Genomic DNA, 16968 nt, shown 5'->3' with positions numbered 1-16968 from the left:
CTACCATTTGCTGAAGTGAACGCCCAGCCGCAGCTCCAACCCCAAATGGGGAATTTCGCGGCCGAGCACCTCTCTCCGAGCTTCCCGGCACGTGCGCCCTGGGGCACCGCCGACAAGCTGCGCGCTTGGCAGGTGGAAGCCCTCGACGCCTACTTCGAGCGCGAGCCCCGCGACTTCCTCGCGGCTGCGACTCCGGGCGCCGGCAAGACGACCTTCGCGTTGAGACTCGCCACTGAGCTGCTCAGGCGCGGCACGGTCGATCGCATCACCGTCGTCGCCCCGACGGAGCACCTGAAGAAGCAGTGGGCCGACGCGGCGCACCGCGTCGGCATCCGTCTCAATCCTGAGTTCCGCAACAGCCACGGCACGCACGGCCGGCACTATCACGGCGTCGCCATCACCTATGCGCAGGTGGCGACCAACGCGAGCGTGCATCGACGTCTCACGCTGTCCGGCCGAAGCCTCGTCATTCTCGATGAGGTGCATCACGGCGGAGACGCGCTGAGCTGGGGCGACGCCATCCGTGAGGCGTTCGAGCAGGCGACACGGAGACTCTCGCTCACCGGCACTCCCTTCCGGTCCGACACGGCGCCGATCCCGTTCGTGCGATATCTGCGCGACGAGCGCGGCATCCGCACCTCGCAGACCGACTACAACTACGGCTACGGGCGCGCCCTTGCAGACGGGGTCGTGCGGCCCGTGATCTTCATGTCGTACGCGGGCACCATGCGCTGGCGCACGCGATCGGGCGACGAGATGGAGGCTCGCCTCGGCGAGCCGGACACCAAGGACGTCACCTCACAGGCTTGGCGCACCGCGCTCGACCCCGAGGGCGAGTGGATCCCCGCCGTGCTGCGCGCCGCGGATGTGCGACTGAGCGAGGTGCGAAGAGCGGTTCCGGATGCCGGAGGCCTCGTCATCGCGACCGACCACGCAGCGGCCAAGGCCTACGCGGCGATCCTTCGCGAGGTCACCGGTGAGGCCCCGACGGTGGTGCTGAGCGACGACGCGACAGCCGGAGAGCGCATCGACGAGTTCTCGGCGGGGGACTCGCGATGGATGGTCGCGGTCCGCATGGTGTCAGAGGGCGTCGACGTGCCACGCCTGGCCGTCGGGGTGTACGCGACGAACGCCTCCACCCCGTTGTTCTTCGCCCAGGCGATCGGTCGGTTCGTGCGCACCCGGCGCCGGGGCGAGACCGCGACCGTATTCCTTCCGAGCGTGCCGCAGCTGCTCGCGCTCGCCACCCGTCTCGAGCTCGAACGCGATCACGCACTCGACCGTGAGCGGTCGGACGACGGCGATCTCTTCGCGGAAGAAGACGCCATGCTCGCCGAGGCCAACCGCGAGGAGAGGGCCTCGGCCGAGCTCCAGCAGGAGTTCACGTGGCAGGCCCTGGAGTCGAGCGCCACCTTCGAGAAGGCCGTGTACAACGGTGACGAGTTCGGGCAGCTGGCGGTGCCCGGCACGCCCGAGGAGTTCGATTTCATCGGGATTCCTGGGCTGCTCGATCCCGAGCAGGTGAGCGATCTGCTCCGGCACCGGCAGCGGCGGCAGTCGAAGCGGATGCGCGAGCGGCCCGCGCAGCAGCGGGAAGACGACGTGCCGCAGCCTCTCTATCGCACGCTCAAGGAGCAACGGGCTCTACTGAACAGCCTCGTCGGCATCCGGGCGAAGCACACGAATCAGCCTCATGCGATGGTGCACGCCGAAGTGCGGCGGGCGACCGGCGGGCCGCCTGTCGCGCAGGCGAGCGTTGCGCAATTGCAAGCGCGCATCGACCTGCTTCGGAAGTGGCTGACCCGGGACTGACCCGAGACTGACCCATCACGGTCCCCCCTACTGGGGGCATGTTTGTACCCCGTTTTCGCCCGATGTCGGCAGAATAGGGGACGCGAAACGCTTTCAGGAACGGTAGCGTGATCGCTGTCGCAAAGGCCCCCGAAGCCGAGCGATGGCAGAACCCTCACTGAACCCGAAGCACGACGGACGGGCGGAACCCGAAGTTCTACGCCCGTCCGGTGGCACTGCCCCGAGTGCCGCAGATCGATAACCGAACACACCCGAAAATCGCAAGGCGCTTCCTCGAGAGGCGCTGTTCAACAAGGAACCCGAACCTTGACCGATACGCTCCACCCTGCCCAGAATCCGTCCGCTTACCCCTCTTCCGGCGCGTCTTCGGCGCCGGAGCGCCCCTCCGCCGTAGGCGGCAAGTCGGCACGTCGCCGTCAGTGGGGTGCGGAGCGCTCGACCGCCCCGCTGCCCTCGCAGCACCCGATCCCGAGCGACCGCAAGATCGCGCTCGGCCGGATCGCGATCGTGATGACGGTCGTGTTCTGGCTGGTGTACGTGATCTACACGATCATGCGCGAGTTCATCAACAACGGGAACGGTGGCTTCCGGTTCACCACAGAAGCCATCGGCTACGTGATCGTCGTGACGTTCCTCACGTTCTCGGCGCTGATGTACCTCGTGGCCCGACAGGGGGCGCTCGAGCGGTTCAAAGCCCACCGACGCGTTCCCCGCGCCGAGCTCGACCGCCATTTTAGCCATTCGGACCGCGACCTCACGGTGCTCGTGCCCTCGTACGCCGAGGAGCCCGAGGTGGTGCGAGCCACCCTCTGGTCTGCAGCGCTCCAGGAGTACCCCTCGATGCGGGTCGTGCTTCTCCTCGATGACCCGCCCTACCCGACCGACCCCGCGGTGGCGGAACGACTCGAGCGGTCGCGCCGCCTCGCCGAGGAGATCGAGACGGCCCTCGAGGAGCCGCGGTTCCGCGCCGAGTCGGCATTGCGCGACTTCGAGTCGAAGTATGCGGATCGTGGCTGGGTGGAGGCGCCGGCGGTGGATACCCTCGCCGAGCTGTACCGCTGGTCGGCCGGATGGCTTCGCCAGCGCGCCCAGAACGAGCCGATCGTCGACCACGTCGATGTGTTCTTCACCGAGCAGGTGCTCGGCGGGCTCGCCGACGACCTCGAACTCACGGCATCGGCGCTCGACGCGGCGGTGCTCGAGCGCTCTGCGCCGACCGCCGAACGCATGGGCGAACTGCACCGGCGCCTGGTCTGGATCTTCACCGCCTCGCTCGGCACCTTCGAGCGCAAGCTGTACTCCTCGGTATCGCACGAGGCGAACAAGGCGATGAACCTGAACGCCTACCTCGGACTGATGGGCGGCCACTATCGCCCGGAGGAGACCCCGGATGGGACCATCCTCCGTCCCGTGGACGAACCGGGGCCGGGCGACCTCTGCGTTCCGGATTCGGACTATGTGCTGACGCTCGACGCGGATTCCCTGCTGCTTCGGGAGTACTGCCTCCGCCTCGTCTACCTGCTGGAGCAGCCGGAGCACGAGCGCGTTGCGGTCGTGCAGACGCCCTACTCCTCCTTCCGCGGTGCGAGCACCCGAATCGAGCGGCTCGCAGGCGCCACCACCGATCTGCAGCACCTGCTGCACCAGGGCATGACCAAGCACAATGCGACCTTCTGGGTCGGCGCCAATGCGGTCATCCGGAAGGCAGCGCTCGCTGACATCGTGGAGACCGAGACCGTCGGCGGCTTCACCGTGCGGCGGTTCGTGCAGGACCGCACGGTCATCGAAGACACCGAGTCGAGCATCGACCTGGGAAGCCACGGCTGGACGCTCGTGAACTACCCCGAGCGCTTGAGCTACAGCGCGACGCCGCCCGACTTCGGCTCGCTCATCGTGCAGCGGCGCCGCTGGGCCAACGGCGGACTCCTCATCATGCCGAAGCTGTGGCGCCAAGTGCGCGACCGCCGGCGCAGCGGCCAGCACATGGGCCTGCTCGAGCTCGCCCTCCGCGTGAACTACATGGCTTCGATCGCCTGGGCGAGCTTCGGACTGGTGTTCCTCCTCGCGTACCCCTACGACGGCAGGCTGCTGAGCCCCGTGGTGGTGCTCGCCGCTCTTCCGTACTTCATCGCGATGGCGAGCGACCTGCGATACTGCGGCTACAAGCGACTCGATGTGCTGCGCATCTACGGGTTCAATCTGATCTTGCTGCCGGTGAACCTCGCCGGCGTGCTCAAGTCGATCGAACAGGCGATCACCAACCGCAAGATCCCGTTCGCTCGCACACCCAAGGTGCGGAACCGCACCGCGGCGCCGGCGCTGTACGTGCTTGCTCCCTACCTGATCATCGCCTTCTCGCTGTTCACGCTGTGGCGTGACGCGACCGCCGGTAACTGGGGCAACGCCCTGTTCGCGGCCTTCAACGCCGCGCTCGCGATCTGGATCACGGTGGCCTACATCGGCATCGGCACCTCGATGGTCGATCTCTTCGGCGGAGTGCTGCGTTGGCTCTTCATCGCGCGCGAGCCGAAGCAGGCACCGGTCGCGGAGGCCGACGCATCCGACGAGACCCTCGACTGGCGCGCTGTGCTCTATCACGGCCGAGCCGACGAGGTCGTCCACCGCACGAGCGACCTGCGGATCGCGCCCCTCGCGCCAGCGGTGAGCGGAGCGAAGTCATGACGGCCGGGGGCACGCTGCGCCTGTCATTCTGGCGGGTGATCGTCGCGGTGATCGTGCTGTCAGCACTCATCGCGGGAAGCTTCTTCGTGTACAAGGCGTGGGCTTCTGCTCGGACCGTCGATGGAGCAGAGGCGTGGTTCGCTGGGTACGCGGATGTCACCGCGACTCCGTCATACGCCTTCGAATCGCCCATCGACGCCGCCGCGAACGACGTCGTGCTCGCCTTCATCGTCGCTGATCCGACAGAGGGGTGCGAGCCGAGCTGGGGCGGCGCCTACTCACTGGACGAGGCGGCCGAGCAGCTCGACCTCGACCGCAGGCTGGTGCGCCTCGAGCAAGCCGGTGGCGGGTACACGGTGTCGTTCGGCGGTCTCAACAATGACGAGCTCTCCACCTCGTGCACCGACCCTGACGAGTTGCGCGACGCCTATCGAGCGGTGATCGACCGGTACAAGGTGACCACGGTCGACTTCGACATCGAGGCCAACGACCTCTCCGACACCGCCGGCGGAGAGCGCCGCGCGGAGGCGGTCGCCGAACTGCAGAGCGAGCGCCGCGCGGGGGGCGACGAGCTGGCCGTCTGGCTGACGCTCCCCGGCGCGACCTTCGGGCTCACCGAGGAGGGCACTGACACGGTCGCCCGGTTCCTAGAGGCGGGGGTCGACCTCGCGGGCGTGAACGTGATGACCATGAACTTCGGCGCGAGTCGCGACAAGGGCGAGACTCTCGGCGAGGCCTCGATCCGGGCTGCAGAGGCTGCGCACCGCCAGCTGAGTGCGCTCTACACTCGCGCGGGCACCCCTCTGAGTGACGCCGCCGTCTGGGCGAAGATCGGGATAACCCCGATGATCGGGCAGAACGATAACGCCGAAGAGGTGTTCCTGCCGGCGGATGCGGAGATGCTCAACACGTTCGCGCTCGAGAAGGGCGTGGGGCGCATGAGCATGTGGTCGCTCAATCGCGACACAACCTGCGGCGCGAACTACGTGACCCTATCGGTGGTGTCGGACTCCTGCAGCGGTATCGAGCAGAAGGACTTCCGCTTCGCTCAGGCGCTCGCGAAGGGGCTCTCGGGCACTGCCGAGCGCGCCGCCGGCCTCATCACCACCTTCGAGCCTGTCGATCCTGATGACCTGGTCGACGACCCGGCGACGAGCCCCTACCAGATCTGGTCGGAAGAGGGCACCTATCTCGCGGGGACCAAGGTGGTCTGGCACCGGAACGTCTACCGCGCGAAGTGGTGGACGAGCGGCGACCTGCCCGATAACCCCGTGCTGGTCGAGTGGGAGACGCCGTGGGAGCTCATCGGTCCGGTGCTGCCCGGCGAGACGCCGGTCGAGCCGCCGACGCTGCCCGACGGCACCTACCCCGAGTGGGCCGGCGCGGCCGTGTACGAGAAGGACGCGCGCGTGCTCTTCGACGGCATCCCGTTCCAGGCGAAATGGTGGAACCAGGGAGAGAGCCCGGCAGCGGCCTCCTCGAACCCTGACGGCTCGCCCTGGACACCGCTCTCGGTCGCCGATATCGAGGCGGTGCTCGAAGAACTCGGTATCAGCACCGAGGAGTAGCGTTCGCTGACCAGCTGACCAACTGACGCCGCGCGCGCGGGCCTCGTTCGCGCGGCGTCAGTGGAAGTCGCGCGAACGATGAGGCGTCACCAGCGGTAGCTGCTCGAAACGATCGGCGAGCACGCTCGTGACCCCCTCCGCGCTGCGCTGCAGGATGCCGCGGACGATGAGCGCCCCGGATTCCCGGGCGACCCTTCGGTGCCGTTGCCACACGCCGACACTGCACACGACGTTCATCAATCCGTGCTCGTCCTCCAGGTTGAGGAAGGTCACACCGCTCGCGGTTGCGGGGCGTTGCCGATGGGTGACCACCCCTGCGACCTCGATGCGACGATCCGGTTCGGCCAGACCGAGGTCGCTGCTCGAGAGCACGCCCCGGCGCTGCAGCGCCTCTCGCAGATGGCGGAGCGGGTGATCATCCGGTGAGATGCCGGTGCTGCTGAGGTCGGCGGCAAGATCGTCGAGCAGATCAGGGGAGGCGAAGAGCGGCGGCTGCACGGTGGCGGTGGCGCCGGTGAGATACTCGGGCCGGTGCTGCGACGCCGTGCCGGAGTTCCAGAGCGCCTGCCGGCGGTTGAGGTCGAACACCTCGAACGCATCGGCGGTGGCGAGCGCCTCGAGCTGTTTGGTGTTCAGCCCGGTGCGAGCGACCAGGTCTTCCATCGATCGATAGGGGCCGCCACGGGTGCGCTCCGACACGATGCGCTCGGCCACCGGCCGTCCGAGCGAGCGCACATCGGCCAGGCCGAGTCGCACCGCGAAGGCCCCGTCTCGGCGGTGCCGTTCCGTATCGGGCGCGGCGTGTTCGTCGAACTCGTCGACGGGTGGCTGCTCGAGCGCGAGACAGGCGTCGTCGCCGGTGGCGGACGCGGCATCCGCAGTCCCCGAGAGCGGTTCGAGCCCGGCATCGACCCCGGAGCGGAGAATGTCGGCTCTGAGCACGCGCACCCCGTGGCGTCGGGCGTCGGCTGTAAGGCTCTGCGGCGAGTAGAAGCCCATGGGCTGTGCACGCAGCAATGCTGCGAGGAAGGCCGCCGGGTAGTGCAGCTTGAACCAGGAACTGGCGTAGACGAGCAGGGCGAAGCTGATCGAATGGCTCTCGGCGAAGCCGAAGTTCGCGAACGCCTCGATCTTCGCGTACACGCTGTCGGCGACCTCGCGAGGAAGCCCATTGGCAGCCATGCCGGCGTAGAGCTTGTCGCGCAGCTTCGACACCTTCTCGATGCCCCGTTTGGAGCCCATGGCCCGGCGCAGATGATCGGCGTCTTCGGCGGTGCAGCCGCCTACCGCCATCGCCATCTGCATGAGCTGCTCCTGGAACAGCGGGATGCCGAGCGTGCGTTCCAGCGATTCGACGAGCAGCGGATGCGGGTAGGTGACCGGCTCGGCACCGGTGCGCCGCCGGATGTAGGGGTGGACCGCGCCGCCCTGGATTGGCCCCGGACGGATCAGCGCGATCTCGATGACGAGATCGTAGAAGCAGCGCGGTCGAAGCCTCGGCAGCATCCCCATCTGCGCGCGGCTCTCGACCTGGAACACCCCGATCGCATCGGCCCTGCACAGCATGTCGTACACGCCCGGCTCTTCGCGCGGCAGGGTGTCGAGCGTCCACTGCTCACCCGTGCTCTCGGCCACCAGGTCGATCGTGTACTGCAGCGCGGCGAGCATGCCGAGGCCGAGCAGGTCGAACTTGACCAGACCCATCCATGCGCAATCGTCCTTGTCCCACTGCAGCACTGTGCGACCGGGCATGCGGGCGTGCTCGATGGGCACCACTTCGCCCACCGGACGATCGGTGAGCACCATGCCGCCGGAGTGGATGCCCAGATGCCGCGGAAAGGTGAGCACCGCGTCGGCGAGGTCGAGCACCTGATCGGGGATGTCGGTGTGCTCGCGCTGCAGTGCGCCCCAGCGATCCACCTGCTTCGACCATGCGTCTTGCTGCCCCGGGCTGAACCCGAGCGCTTTCGCCATGTCTCGCACGGCGAACTTCGGGCGATAGCTGATGACATTCGCCACTTGCGCAGCGTTTCGGCGGCCGTACTTCTCATAGACGTACTGGATGACCTCCTCGCGGCGGTCGGAGTCGAAGTCGACATCGATATCGGGTTCCTCGTTGCGCATGCTCGAGAGGAAGCGCTCGAACGGCAGCCGGTAGAAGATCGAGTCAACCGCTGTGATCCCCAGCAGGTAGCAGACCGCCGAGTTCGCTGCAGACCCGCGACCCTGGCAGAGGATGCCCCGACTGCGGGCGAACCGCACGATGTCATGCACGATGAGGAAGTAGCCGGAGAAGTCCTTCTCCTCGATCACGGCGAGTTCGCGCTCGATACGAGCGCGGTCGTCATCCGTGAGCTTCGGATACTTCAACGGCACGGCCTCCCAGACGAGGTGGCGAAGCCAGCTCATCGGAGTGTGCCCCTCCGGCACCTGCTGCTTGGGCAGTCCCGGACGAAGACTGCGCAGCCGGAACGCGAGGTCGTCGGCAAGTTCGACGGTGCGCTCGATCGCACCGGGGAAATCTGCGAAACGGGCCGCCATCTCGCGGCCGGAGCGCAGGAAGGCCCCACCGGATGCCGGCAGCCAGCCGTCCATCTCATCGAGGCTGCGCCTGGCGCGCACCGCGGCCAGCGCATCCCCGATGCGCCGTTCGGCCGGCGTCGCGTAGTGCACATTTCCCGTGGCGATCAGCGAGAGATCGAAGGCGCCGGCGAGCTGGGCGAGCTCGGTGTTGCACCTCGAATCGAGAGGGTGCCCATGATCGATGAGCTCCACCACGACGCGGTCACGACCGAACCGGTCGACGAGGCTCGCCAGAGCGGCGCTTGCGGCATCGTGGTCGCCGCGGTCGAGCGCGCGACGCAATGCTCCTTTTCTGCAGCCGGTGAGCACGCTGAAATGGCCGCCGGCGTGCTCGGCGAGCTGGTCGAGGTCGTAGCTCGGGCGCCCCTTCTCGCCACCGGCGAGCTGGGCGTCGGTGATCGCGGCGGCGAGCCGGTGGTAGCCCTCATCACGTCGGGCGAGTACGAGCAGGTGGTCGCCCTCGGGATCGGCGGCCCCGAGTTGCGGCGCGCTGAGCGAGAGCGAGAGCTCCGCGCCGAAGACGGTCTGCAGCGATGTCTCCTCGGCCGCCTCGGCGAAGCGCACCGCTCCGTAGAGTCCGTCGTGGTCGGTGATGGCCAACGCGTGCAGGCCGAGCCGCGACGCCTCCTCGACGAGGGCCTCGGGAGTGCTCGCACCGTCGAGGAAGCTGAAGGTCGAGTGGGCGTGCAGTTCGGCGTAGCGCGCGCTCGAGGCCGGCGCTCCAGCCGTGCTCGCAGCATCCGTCGCCTGCATCGGCTGCTGAGCTCCGGCTGGCTCGGTCGCGCCCGAGCCATTGCCGGGCGGGCGTCCGGATGCGGGCACCCCGGAGAGGCGCCGCTCGTACTCCGACCAGCTGATCGGCGGATTGTTCCAGCCCATCAGTCGTACCTCGCTTCGATCTGCCACCCGTGCTGGTCGAGCACGAGCAGCCAGGCAGCTCCCGTCGAGTCGACGAGCTGGAAGCGGTACTCTCGGCGCGCGGCTGCGGCATCCCACCATCGTTCCTCGAGCGGCCAGGGCCCCGCCCAGCTCTCGATCCGTCGGGTGCCGCCGGTCGTCGTGGTGAGGCGGTGGGGCGGTGCCGACAGTGCGCCGCGTGCGTCAACGCTGACCTCACCACCGCGCTCGTCGAACACCGCGACCGGCAGCGGGGAAGGGAAGACCAGCGAGGGCTGCGGGTCGGGCAGGCTGCCCGGCCAGGGTTGCGCAGGGTTGCGGGGCACCGTGGCCCGCTCTCCCCAGGGCACCAGCACCGCACGCTCCGAGAGATGCCGGCCTCCGCCGATGGTGGCGGTGAGCACGGCCTCATGCCCCAGCATGCTCTGCACTCGGGAGAGCGCGTGGTGCACCCGCTCATCAGAGACATCGCCGAAGAGCGCGCGCTCGTGGTTGCCGATCGAGTCGACACTGACCGGCGTGACGCGCACGTGCACGAGCCCTGAGAGCAGGCCGCTGCCCGTCGAACCGCCCTGCAACTGCCAGCGCAACCGGTCGACCACTTCGGCGGGCGAGAAGGTGCGCGGGTGCAACCACTCGCGTTCGGAACCGCCGCCGTCGTCGGTCTCCAGTTCGATGCGCAGCGCTGTGCACACCAGACGCGCCGCAGTGAGCTGCGCGATGAACCGCTCGGCGGGCTCACGGAACGCGAAGGCCGCCTGGTCGATGCGCTCGACGGCAGGCTCGAACGCGATCGTGGTCTCGAACTCTTCCGGCGGCACTCGCGGCTGCACCCGCCTGCCATCACTGCCCGAGGCGATGCCGTGCAGGCGCAGGCCTTCGGCGCCGAACCGTTCAGCGACATCGAGCGCGTCGAGCTCGGCGAATGCACCGATCGTGCGGATGCCGAGCCGTTGCAGCAGTCCGGTGAGCTCGGGCACGCCGAGCACCGACACCGGCAAGGGCGCGAGGAACTCGGCACTGTCACCCGGCGGTATGACCAGCACACGGCCGACACCGGCCTGCCTCGCGGCATGCTCGGCCGCGAAGGGCCCATCGGCGACACCGGCGGATGCTGTCGGCACGAGTTCGGCCAGCTGCCCGGCGAGCGCGAGCCCCGCCGCCTGCTCGCCGCCGTAGTAGCGGCTGACGCCTCGAGCGCGAATGGCGCATACCCCCGGACGCAGCACCTGCACCCCAGGAGTAGAGGCTTCGAGGCGAGTGATCGCGGGTTCGAACAGTCTGGCTTCGAGCGCCGGATCGTGATCGAACACCTGAAGCGAGGTGCATCGGGCCTGCGCTTCGCGAATGCGCAGCCCCCGCCTCACCCCCTCCGCGCGAGCGGCGCTCGAGCAGGCGTGCACCATGCCGTGATGCCGAAGCGCGATCGGGGCATCGGCGGGCACCCCGTGCGCTTGCGCGGCGGCGAGCACGGGCCAATCGGGGACCCAGAGCACCAGGGTGCGGGTGGGGGAGTGATCGGAGCGGTGCATGGTGGTTCGGAGCCCAGTTCAGTTGATGACGGTTCGGGAGACTCGGTTCGAGGTCGGTTCAAGAGACCCGTTGAAGTCGGGAGCGGCCGGCCGCGCGCACTGCTCCAGACAAACCGCGCATACCGGAGTGGAGCGTGTCGGATTCGAGCCGGCCGGACACGACCTCATCGGAAGCGACGGCGAACATGCCTGTGGATGCCTCTCCGACCGAGAACCTGGCGCTGCGAGATCGCCCGGAACGATCGACCGCCGTCACCGTGGCCTCGCAATCGGTGAGATGTCCGCTGCCTTGGCCGAGCCCCTGCCAGCGGGGTTCTTCAAGACGTAGGCGGGCCTCTGCCTCAGGCCAATCGCCGAAGGCGATGAGCACCGCATCGTGCTGACGCAACCGCGCGCTGAGCTTGGATGCGGTCGCATGACCGACGCGCGCGGTGGGTTTGACGAGCACCACAGAGAGCGCATCGGCGAGCGAGGCGGTGACAGCGAGCCAGTGCTCGCCGGGCCGGGGGATCAGCACCACGCGTTCGAGCTCGAGCCCGACGCCAGCCGCTGCTTCGACCCCGAACTCGGGCATGCCGACGACCCCGCACCAGGCGCCTGCCGACGCAGGCCCGACCATGAGCGACATGGCGAGACGGGCAGAGCCTTCGATCGAATAGCTCGCCCCCGGCCGCAATCCACCCCCCGGCAGCAGTTCAGCCAGCCCGGGAAGCGTCGGAAGAGTGCGCTCACGCAAGCGGGGCTGTTCAAGCCGCCGTATCCGATCGCGGAGTTCGCGCACGGCATCCGCCGTCTCCATCGCTGCTCTCACCATTCTTCACCTCCCTCTCTCAAGTATCGAACATATGTTCGAGTGTGTCACCGCCTACTGACAATGGGCTGCAGATCACCGAAGCGAAGACTCGAAGCAGGTCGCTGCGTATGCTGAACCCAGAACCGGCGCGCCGCGGCGGTCGCAGCACGAGGGGAGCAACGAGCCATGGCAACTCATACCGTCGCCGTCGGAGTCGACCCGTCCGGTCTCAGCGACGAGGCTGTCGCCTGGGCCGCGAAGTGGGCAGCCGATCATCACGCGACCCTCGATCTCGTGCACGTCATCGACGACGAATGGGTGGGACGCCTCACCTGGTCGGAGGAGCTCATCCTCGCCGAGAGCCGCAAGGCGCTCACACGCGCGCGCGAGCTGGCGCGTCCCGCCCTCGCCGAAGACGCCATCCGCGATGTGCTGCTCCGCGGCGACCCAGTCGACCAGCTGCGACAGCGCGCCTCCGAGACGGATCTGCTCGTCATCGGCACCCACAAGCCCTCACGGTTCGAGCGCGTCATGCTCGGCTCTCGCAGCCTGCACATCGTTCAGAGCGTGACAACGCCCGTGGCGGTCATCCCCTCCACCGACGGCGCGGAGCGGCGCGGCGTCGTCGTGGGCGTCGACGGCTCGGAGGCCTCTCTCAAGGCGATCGCATTCGCCGCTGCCGAGGCCGATCGTTCGGGCGAGCCTCTGCATGCCGTGCTCGCGTGGGATCTCCCGGCGGGTTGGGGGATCGAGTACCTGCCGAGCGACGATATGGTCTCGAGCATCTCGTCGGATGAGGAGATCGTGCTCTCGGAGTCCTTGGCGGGCCTCTCGGAGCAGTATCCCGACCTGGAGATCAAGCGCAGCGTCGTGCGGGGGTACCCCGCCTGGGCGCTGGTCGACGCAGCCGAGAGCACGCGCCTGCTCGTCGTGGGGAACCGAGGCCGTCGCGGCCTGCCCCGCGTACTGCTCGGGTCGGTCAGCCACGACGTGCTCGTCAATATCCCGACCGCCGTGGTCGTCATCCACGCCTGAGACCAGGCGGCTCAGCGGCTGCAGCCGCAGCGCGCACCCCGCTCGACGCCATATCGGCCATCGCGCACCCGGGGCGCAATGGCCGAGGGTCAGGGCTTGCCGAAGCGGAGGTCGCGCCGCCGGTACCCGATGAACCCGATCGCGGTGAAGAGCACGATCACGAGAGCGAGCCAGAGCAGCTGCCACCAATCGGCATCCGAAGCCGAGACATCCGGGATGTGCCAGAGGGGACTGATCGCGAGCACCCATTCCCACAGGTTGAATGTGGGCCCGAGGATGGTCAGACCGAACATGGCGACCACCGCGATCCAGGCGAGCAGCCTCGCGGCGGGGCGAGCTCCGACCAGCGCGACCGCCAGCGCGACGATCACCCAGACCGCGGGCACTGCCAACAGGCCCTGCACAAGGAGCTCGCCGGCGTCGACATCGCTGCCGGCGGCGCGCGCCGACACTGTGAGGGCGGCCGTGCCCAGCGCCAATGCGACAGCCGGCGCGAGAAAGGCAATTGCCGCGTGGCCCGCGAGGTGGCGCTGGCGCGTGATCGCTCCGGCGAGCACGGCCTCGGTGCGCCCCGTGCTCTCTTCCGCATACATGCGCATCATGACCTGCACGCCGAACGCCGACGCAATGATCGCCAGCAGGTGCGTCAGCGTCGCCATGTACGCGAAGATGAGGTCGTCGCTCGCGCCTCCGCTCGCGGTGATGATCTGCCGCAGCACCGGGTTCTTCGTGAACTCGTCTCCGATCGATGCGGCGACATTGCCGAGCACGGTGCCGATGAGTGCGAATCCGATCAGCCAGCCGATCACGGAGGCGCGGTTCAGCCGTAGCGCCAGCCCCCAGCTGCTCGCGACCAGTCCGCCGCGCGCGCGTCCGGCACGCTGAGGGATCAGCGCGGCACCGTAGTCGCGCCTGGATTGCAGCAGTGCCGCGACCGCGACGAGCACGACCGCGAGTCCCACGCAGGCGACGAGCGGGCGCCAATCCTGAGCTCCGACGGGCTCGACGCGCTCGGCCCACCCGAGCGGCGTCCACCAGATGAGCTCTTCCAGTCCTGGCGTCGAGTCGGCGATGCCGCGCAGCAGGTAGGCCGCACCCAGCACGACGATCGCGATGCTGTTCGCGGCGCCGGCGGTCGATGCGAGTTGTGACGTGATCGCCGCGACGCCCGCGAAGACGAGAGCGCTTGCCGTGAGCGTCGACGAGAGCCAGAGGCTTGCGATCGGTTCGCCTCCGCACAGCATGTTCACGACCCAGGAGATGATTCCGAGCACGACGGCTGCGACGGCCGCTATCGCGACTGCCGCGAGCAGTCGGGCACTCCGCCCGACCACACCAGAGGCCACGAGTTCCGCCTGGTTGCTGTCCTCGTGCGCCCGGCTGTTCCTCGTCACGATGAAGATGGCCATCATGCCCGCGAAGAAGTCGCCGAGCGCGAGGGAGCGCCAGGTGGTGAACGCGTCGACCGTCGAAAGGTCTTCGACCGGGCCGAACAGCAGACTGAATGCGGGGTTCGCGCTGAGGGAGACCGTCAGGTTCCTGATGGAAGCGGCGTCCGTGAAGAGCAGGTTGTACGCGAGCACCGAGGTGGCCACCAGCGCGCTGATCAAGATGACCCACGGCGCGATACGAGGTCCGTCGTGGCGCATGCCGACGGGAACGAGGTGCCGGATGCCGGTGGCTGCGCTCATCCGAGTGACGCTTCGTGCGCCGCGTGCCTACCGTGCCGCCGCTCGCTCTCAGCCGCCGTCCCACGTGGGGGAGGAGCGGCCCCACCCGCGCCGGACGGCTCGTAGTGGCTGAGGAACAACGCCTCGAGCGACGGTGGCGCGACCTCCAGGGCTACGACGTCGGCGGCGCCGAGCGCCGAGATCACGGGTGCGAGGGCGGTCGTGTCGACGTCGAAGCGCACGGTGTCGCCGTCTTCGACCACGCGATGCACCCCCGGCATCCTGGCAAGACCGGCCAGTGGCCGGCGCAGCCTCGCATGCACGGTGTTCTGCGCCTGCTGCCGCATCTCCGCGAGTGTGCCGGTCTGCACGACTCGGCCGTCTCTGATGATGCTGATGCGGTCGGCGAGCGCCTCGGCCTCGCTCATGATGTGGCTCGAGAGCAGGATCGTGCGTCCGTCCGCCTTCTCGCGACGGATCTCGTCCTGGAACACCGCTTCCATGAGCGGGTCGAGGCCCGACGTCGGCTCGTCGAGCACGAGCAGTTCGACGCGCGATGCGAGGGCAGCGACGATCGCCACCTTCTGCCGGTTTCCCTTGGAGTAAGTGCGTCCGTGCTTCCTGGGGTCGAGTTCGAAGCGCTCGAGCAGTTCGGCGCGGCGCCGCTCATCGAGGCCCCCTCGCAGTCGGCCGAGCAGGTCGATCGCCTCGCCGCCGGTGATCGAGGGCCAGAGGGTCACGTCGCCCGGCACGTAGGCGAGGCGTCGGTGCAGGTCGACGAGCTCTCGCCATGGGTCGTGCCCGAGCACCCGCACGTCGCCGCCGTCGGCGCGCAGCAGTCCGAGGAGGACCCGGATCGTGGTCGACTTCCCTGCGCCATTCGGACCGAGGAAGCCCCGCACCTCGCCCACGGGGATCTCGAGATCGAGACCGTCGAGCGCCACTGTGCCGCCGAATCGTTTGACGAGCCCCTCGATGCTGATCGCCGCATCCATGGCGCCAACGCTACTCAGGGGCCAGTCGGTGTCAACGGAGTCTTTGAAGCGCCCTCATTGTCCGATCCGCTCGCGGTTCAATGCGCGGCCAGGGGCCGGCGTCGATCATCGCGGCCGCACCGGATGCCGGCTCGCGATCGACATGCGGTTCATCGACCCGATCGCGATGGTCACCCAACTCACCGCCGATAACTGCTCCTCGCTGAGCACCGACGCGGCGAAGGCGTACTCGCGGTCTTGAACGGCAGGCTCGGGGAGGAGCGTGATCGATTCCGCGAGCGCCAGTGCCGCCCGCTCCCGCTCATCGAACAGCGCGGTGTCACGCCACGCCGGCAGCACCGCGAGCCGTTGCTCGGTGACCCCCACGCGCAGGGCAGTGCGATGGTGCACGTCGAGACAGTAGGCACAACCGTTGAGCTGGGAGACCCGCATGTTGACGAGCTCGACGAGCACTTCGTCGAGCCCTGCATTCAGCGCAGCGGTCTTCGCCTCCTTCGCCAGGGCCGACAGCGCGAGGAACGCCGACCGGTGCTGCTTGTCGAGATAGACGCGCTCAGCGAGTGTCACCGGCCGCTCGCCGCCTCGGCGGCGCCGCCTTCCGCAGCCCGCTCGTGCCGCTCCTGCCCGTCGGCATCCGGCCACACGACGATGTCGTCATACTCCGGATGCTTGCGAGCCCAAGCCTCGATGAACGAGCACATGGGCACGAGCGTGCGACCCATCGATCGCACATCGGCGAAGGCGTACTCGGCAAGCCTTGTGGCGAGTCCTCGGCCGCCGTATTCCTTGCCGACCACCGTGTGGTCGAACGCGAGTTCGCCATTGCGGTCGGAGTAGTGCGCGAAACCGATGACTCGATCGCCATCGCGGAGCTCGTACCGAGACGCGTCAGGATTCTTCGCGATGACGATGCCTTCGTCGACGCGCATGGGTGCTGGAGTCGTCATACAGGTCACCTCGATCTTCAGGCCGCGCGAGTTCGCACGGGAACGTGCCGCCAGCGTAGCCCTCGCGGCGCGACCGCACCTCGGTGATACTGCGACCGGCATCCGTGGGCAGAGCCGATCAGTCGGTCGGTGCGATCGGCTCCCACTCGATGGTGAGCTGCTCGCGAGTAGCGAAGCGCAGGAGGTGCCGCTGCAGGATGTCTTGCACGGCCGCGGTGTGCTCTTCGTCGCTCCCGCGGGCGATCAGGATGAGCGCGCCGTCGCCGGTCGCGACGATGCCGGTGCCCTTGCTGAGCGCGAGCGCCCGCCCTTCACTCGTCTCCTCGATGGCCGCTCTGCGGCCGAGGTGCGATACGAGTTGCTTCGCCCATCGTTCAGGACGTTCCGTCGAGACCACGGCACGAGACTCCCAGCGCAGCGAATCTGCCGATGCCGGTGCCGCAACGGCGGATCC

12 protein-coding genes are annotated in these 16968 nt (G+C 68.4%); 4 read left to right on the top strand and 8 right to left on the bottom strand.

What is annotated here, in order from left to right:
• Nucleotides 1-45: 45 nt before the first annotated feature.
• The 3 genes from ABV606_RS11475 (at nt 46) to ABV606_RS11465 (ending at nt 6062) form a co-directional block, all read left to right on the top strand.
• A complete protein-coding gene (locus ABV606_RS11475) occupies nt 46-1812 on the top strand; it encodes a DEAD/DEAH box helicase (protein ID WP_353988833.1) in 1767 nt (588 codons plus the stop codon).
• A gap of 651 nt (nt 1813-2463) precedes the next feature.
• Nucleotides 2464-4494 (top strand): glycosyltransferase family 2 protein, encoded by a 2031-nt coding sequence (locus ABV606_RS11470; protein ID WP_353988832.1) that lies wholly within the window; start codon nt 2464-2466, stop codon nt 4492-4494.
• The gene (locus tag ABV606_RS11465; protein ID WP_353987813.1) at nt 4491-6062 is read left to right on the top strand and encodes a chitinase; all 1572 of its coding nucleotides are present in this window, start codon (nt 4491-4493) and stop codon (nt 6060-6062) included. Before ABV606_RS11470 ends, ABV606_RS11465 begins: the two co-directional genes overlap by 4 nt.
• A gap of 57 nt (nt 6063-6119) precedes the next feature.
• On the opposite strand, the gene ABV606_RS11460 is transcribed toward ABV606_RS11465, so the two are convergent.
• Genes ABV606_RS11460 through ABV606_RS11450 form a run of 3 tightly spaced genes read right to left on the bottom strand, consistent with a single transcriptional unit; the run spans nt 6120 to nt 11888 of the window.
• Nucleotides 6120-9524, bottom strand: a complete 3405-nt coding sequence (locus ABV606_RS11460) for an error-prone DNA polymerase (protein ID WP_353988831.1) — start codon at nt 9522-9524, stop codon at nt 6120-6122.
• Nucleotides 9524-11074 carry a DNA polymerase Y family protein gene (locus tag ABV606_RS11455; RefSeq protein WP_353987812.1) on the bottom strand — a complete coding sequence of 517 codons (1551 nt, stop codon included), beginning with the start codon at nt 11072-11074 and terminating at the stop codon, nt 9524-9526. Before ABV606_RS11455 ends, ABV606_RS11460 begins: the two co-directional genes overlap by 1 nt.
• Before the next feature lie 58 nt (nt 11075-11132).
• Nucleotides 11133-11888 (bottom strand): hypothetical protein, encoded by a 756-nt coding sequence (locus ABV606_RS11450; RefSeq protein ID WP_353987811.1) that lies wholly within the window; start codon nt 11886-11888, stop codon nt 11133-11135.
• A 165-nt stretch (nt 11889-12053) separates the two neighbouring features.
• Here ABV606_RS11450 and ABV606_RS11445 point away from each other — a divergent pair, with 165 nt between their 5' ends.
• Complete coding sequence (locus ABV606_RS11445; RefSeq protein WP_353987810.1) at nt 12054-12902, top strand: universal stress protein; 849 nt, start codon at nt 12054-12056, stop codon at nt 12900-12902.
• Between the two features lie 89 nt (nt 12903-12991).
• Here the strand turns inward: ABV606_RS11445 and ABV606_RS11440 are convergent, their stop codons facing one another.
• From ABV606_RS11440 to ABV606_RS11420, 5 genes are all read right to left on the bottom strand, one after another.
• Entirely contained in the window at nt 12992-14593 is a 1602-nt protein-coding gene (locus ABV606_RS11440; RefSeq protein WP_353987809.1) for an ABC transporter permease, read from the bottom strand.
• Complete coding sequence (locus ABV606_RS11435; RefSeq protein WP_353987808.1) at nt 14590-15567, bottom strand: ABC transporter ATP-binding protein; 978 nt, start codon at nt 15565-15567, stop codon at nt 14590-14592. The genes ABV606_RS11440 and ABV606_RS11435 overlap by 4 nt, the downstream gene beginning before the upstream one ends.
• A gap of 105 nt (nt 15568-15672) precedes the next feature.
• Nucleotides 15673-16134 (bottom strand): carboxymuconolactone decarboxylase family protein, encoded by a 462-nt coding sequence (locus ABV606_RS11430; RefSeq protein WP_281487930.1) that lies wholly within the window; start codon nt 16132-16134, stop codon nt 15673-15675.
• A complete protein-coding gene (locus ABV606_RS11425) occupies nt 16131-16514 on the bottom strand; it encodes a GNAT family N-acetyltransferase (RefSeq protein ID WP_353987807.1) in 384 nt (127 codons plus the stop codon). Before ABV606_RS11425 ends, ABV606_RS11430 begins: the two co-directional genes overlap by 4 nt.
• Nucleotides 16515-16632: 118 nt before the next feature.
• Nucleotides 16633-16911 (bottom strand): DUF2218 domain-containing protein, encoded by a 279-nt coding sequence (locus ABV606_RS11420; protein WP_353988830.1) that lies wholly within the window; start codon nt 16909-16911, stop codon nt 16633-16635.
• Nucleotides 16912-16968: the final 57 nt, after the last annotated feature.

It is taken from the genome of Ruicaihuangia caeni (genome assembly GCF_040536845.1).
In the GTDB taxonomy this organism is placed as follows: Bacteria; Actinomycetota; Actinomycetes; order Actinomycetales; family Microbacteriaceae; genus Ruicaihuangia; species Ruicaihuangia caeni.
The sequence above is the reverse complement of the archived record's forward strand: the minus strand, read 5'-3'. Positions and strand labels throughout refer to the sequence as shown.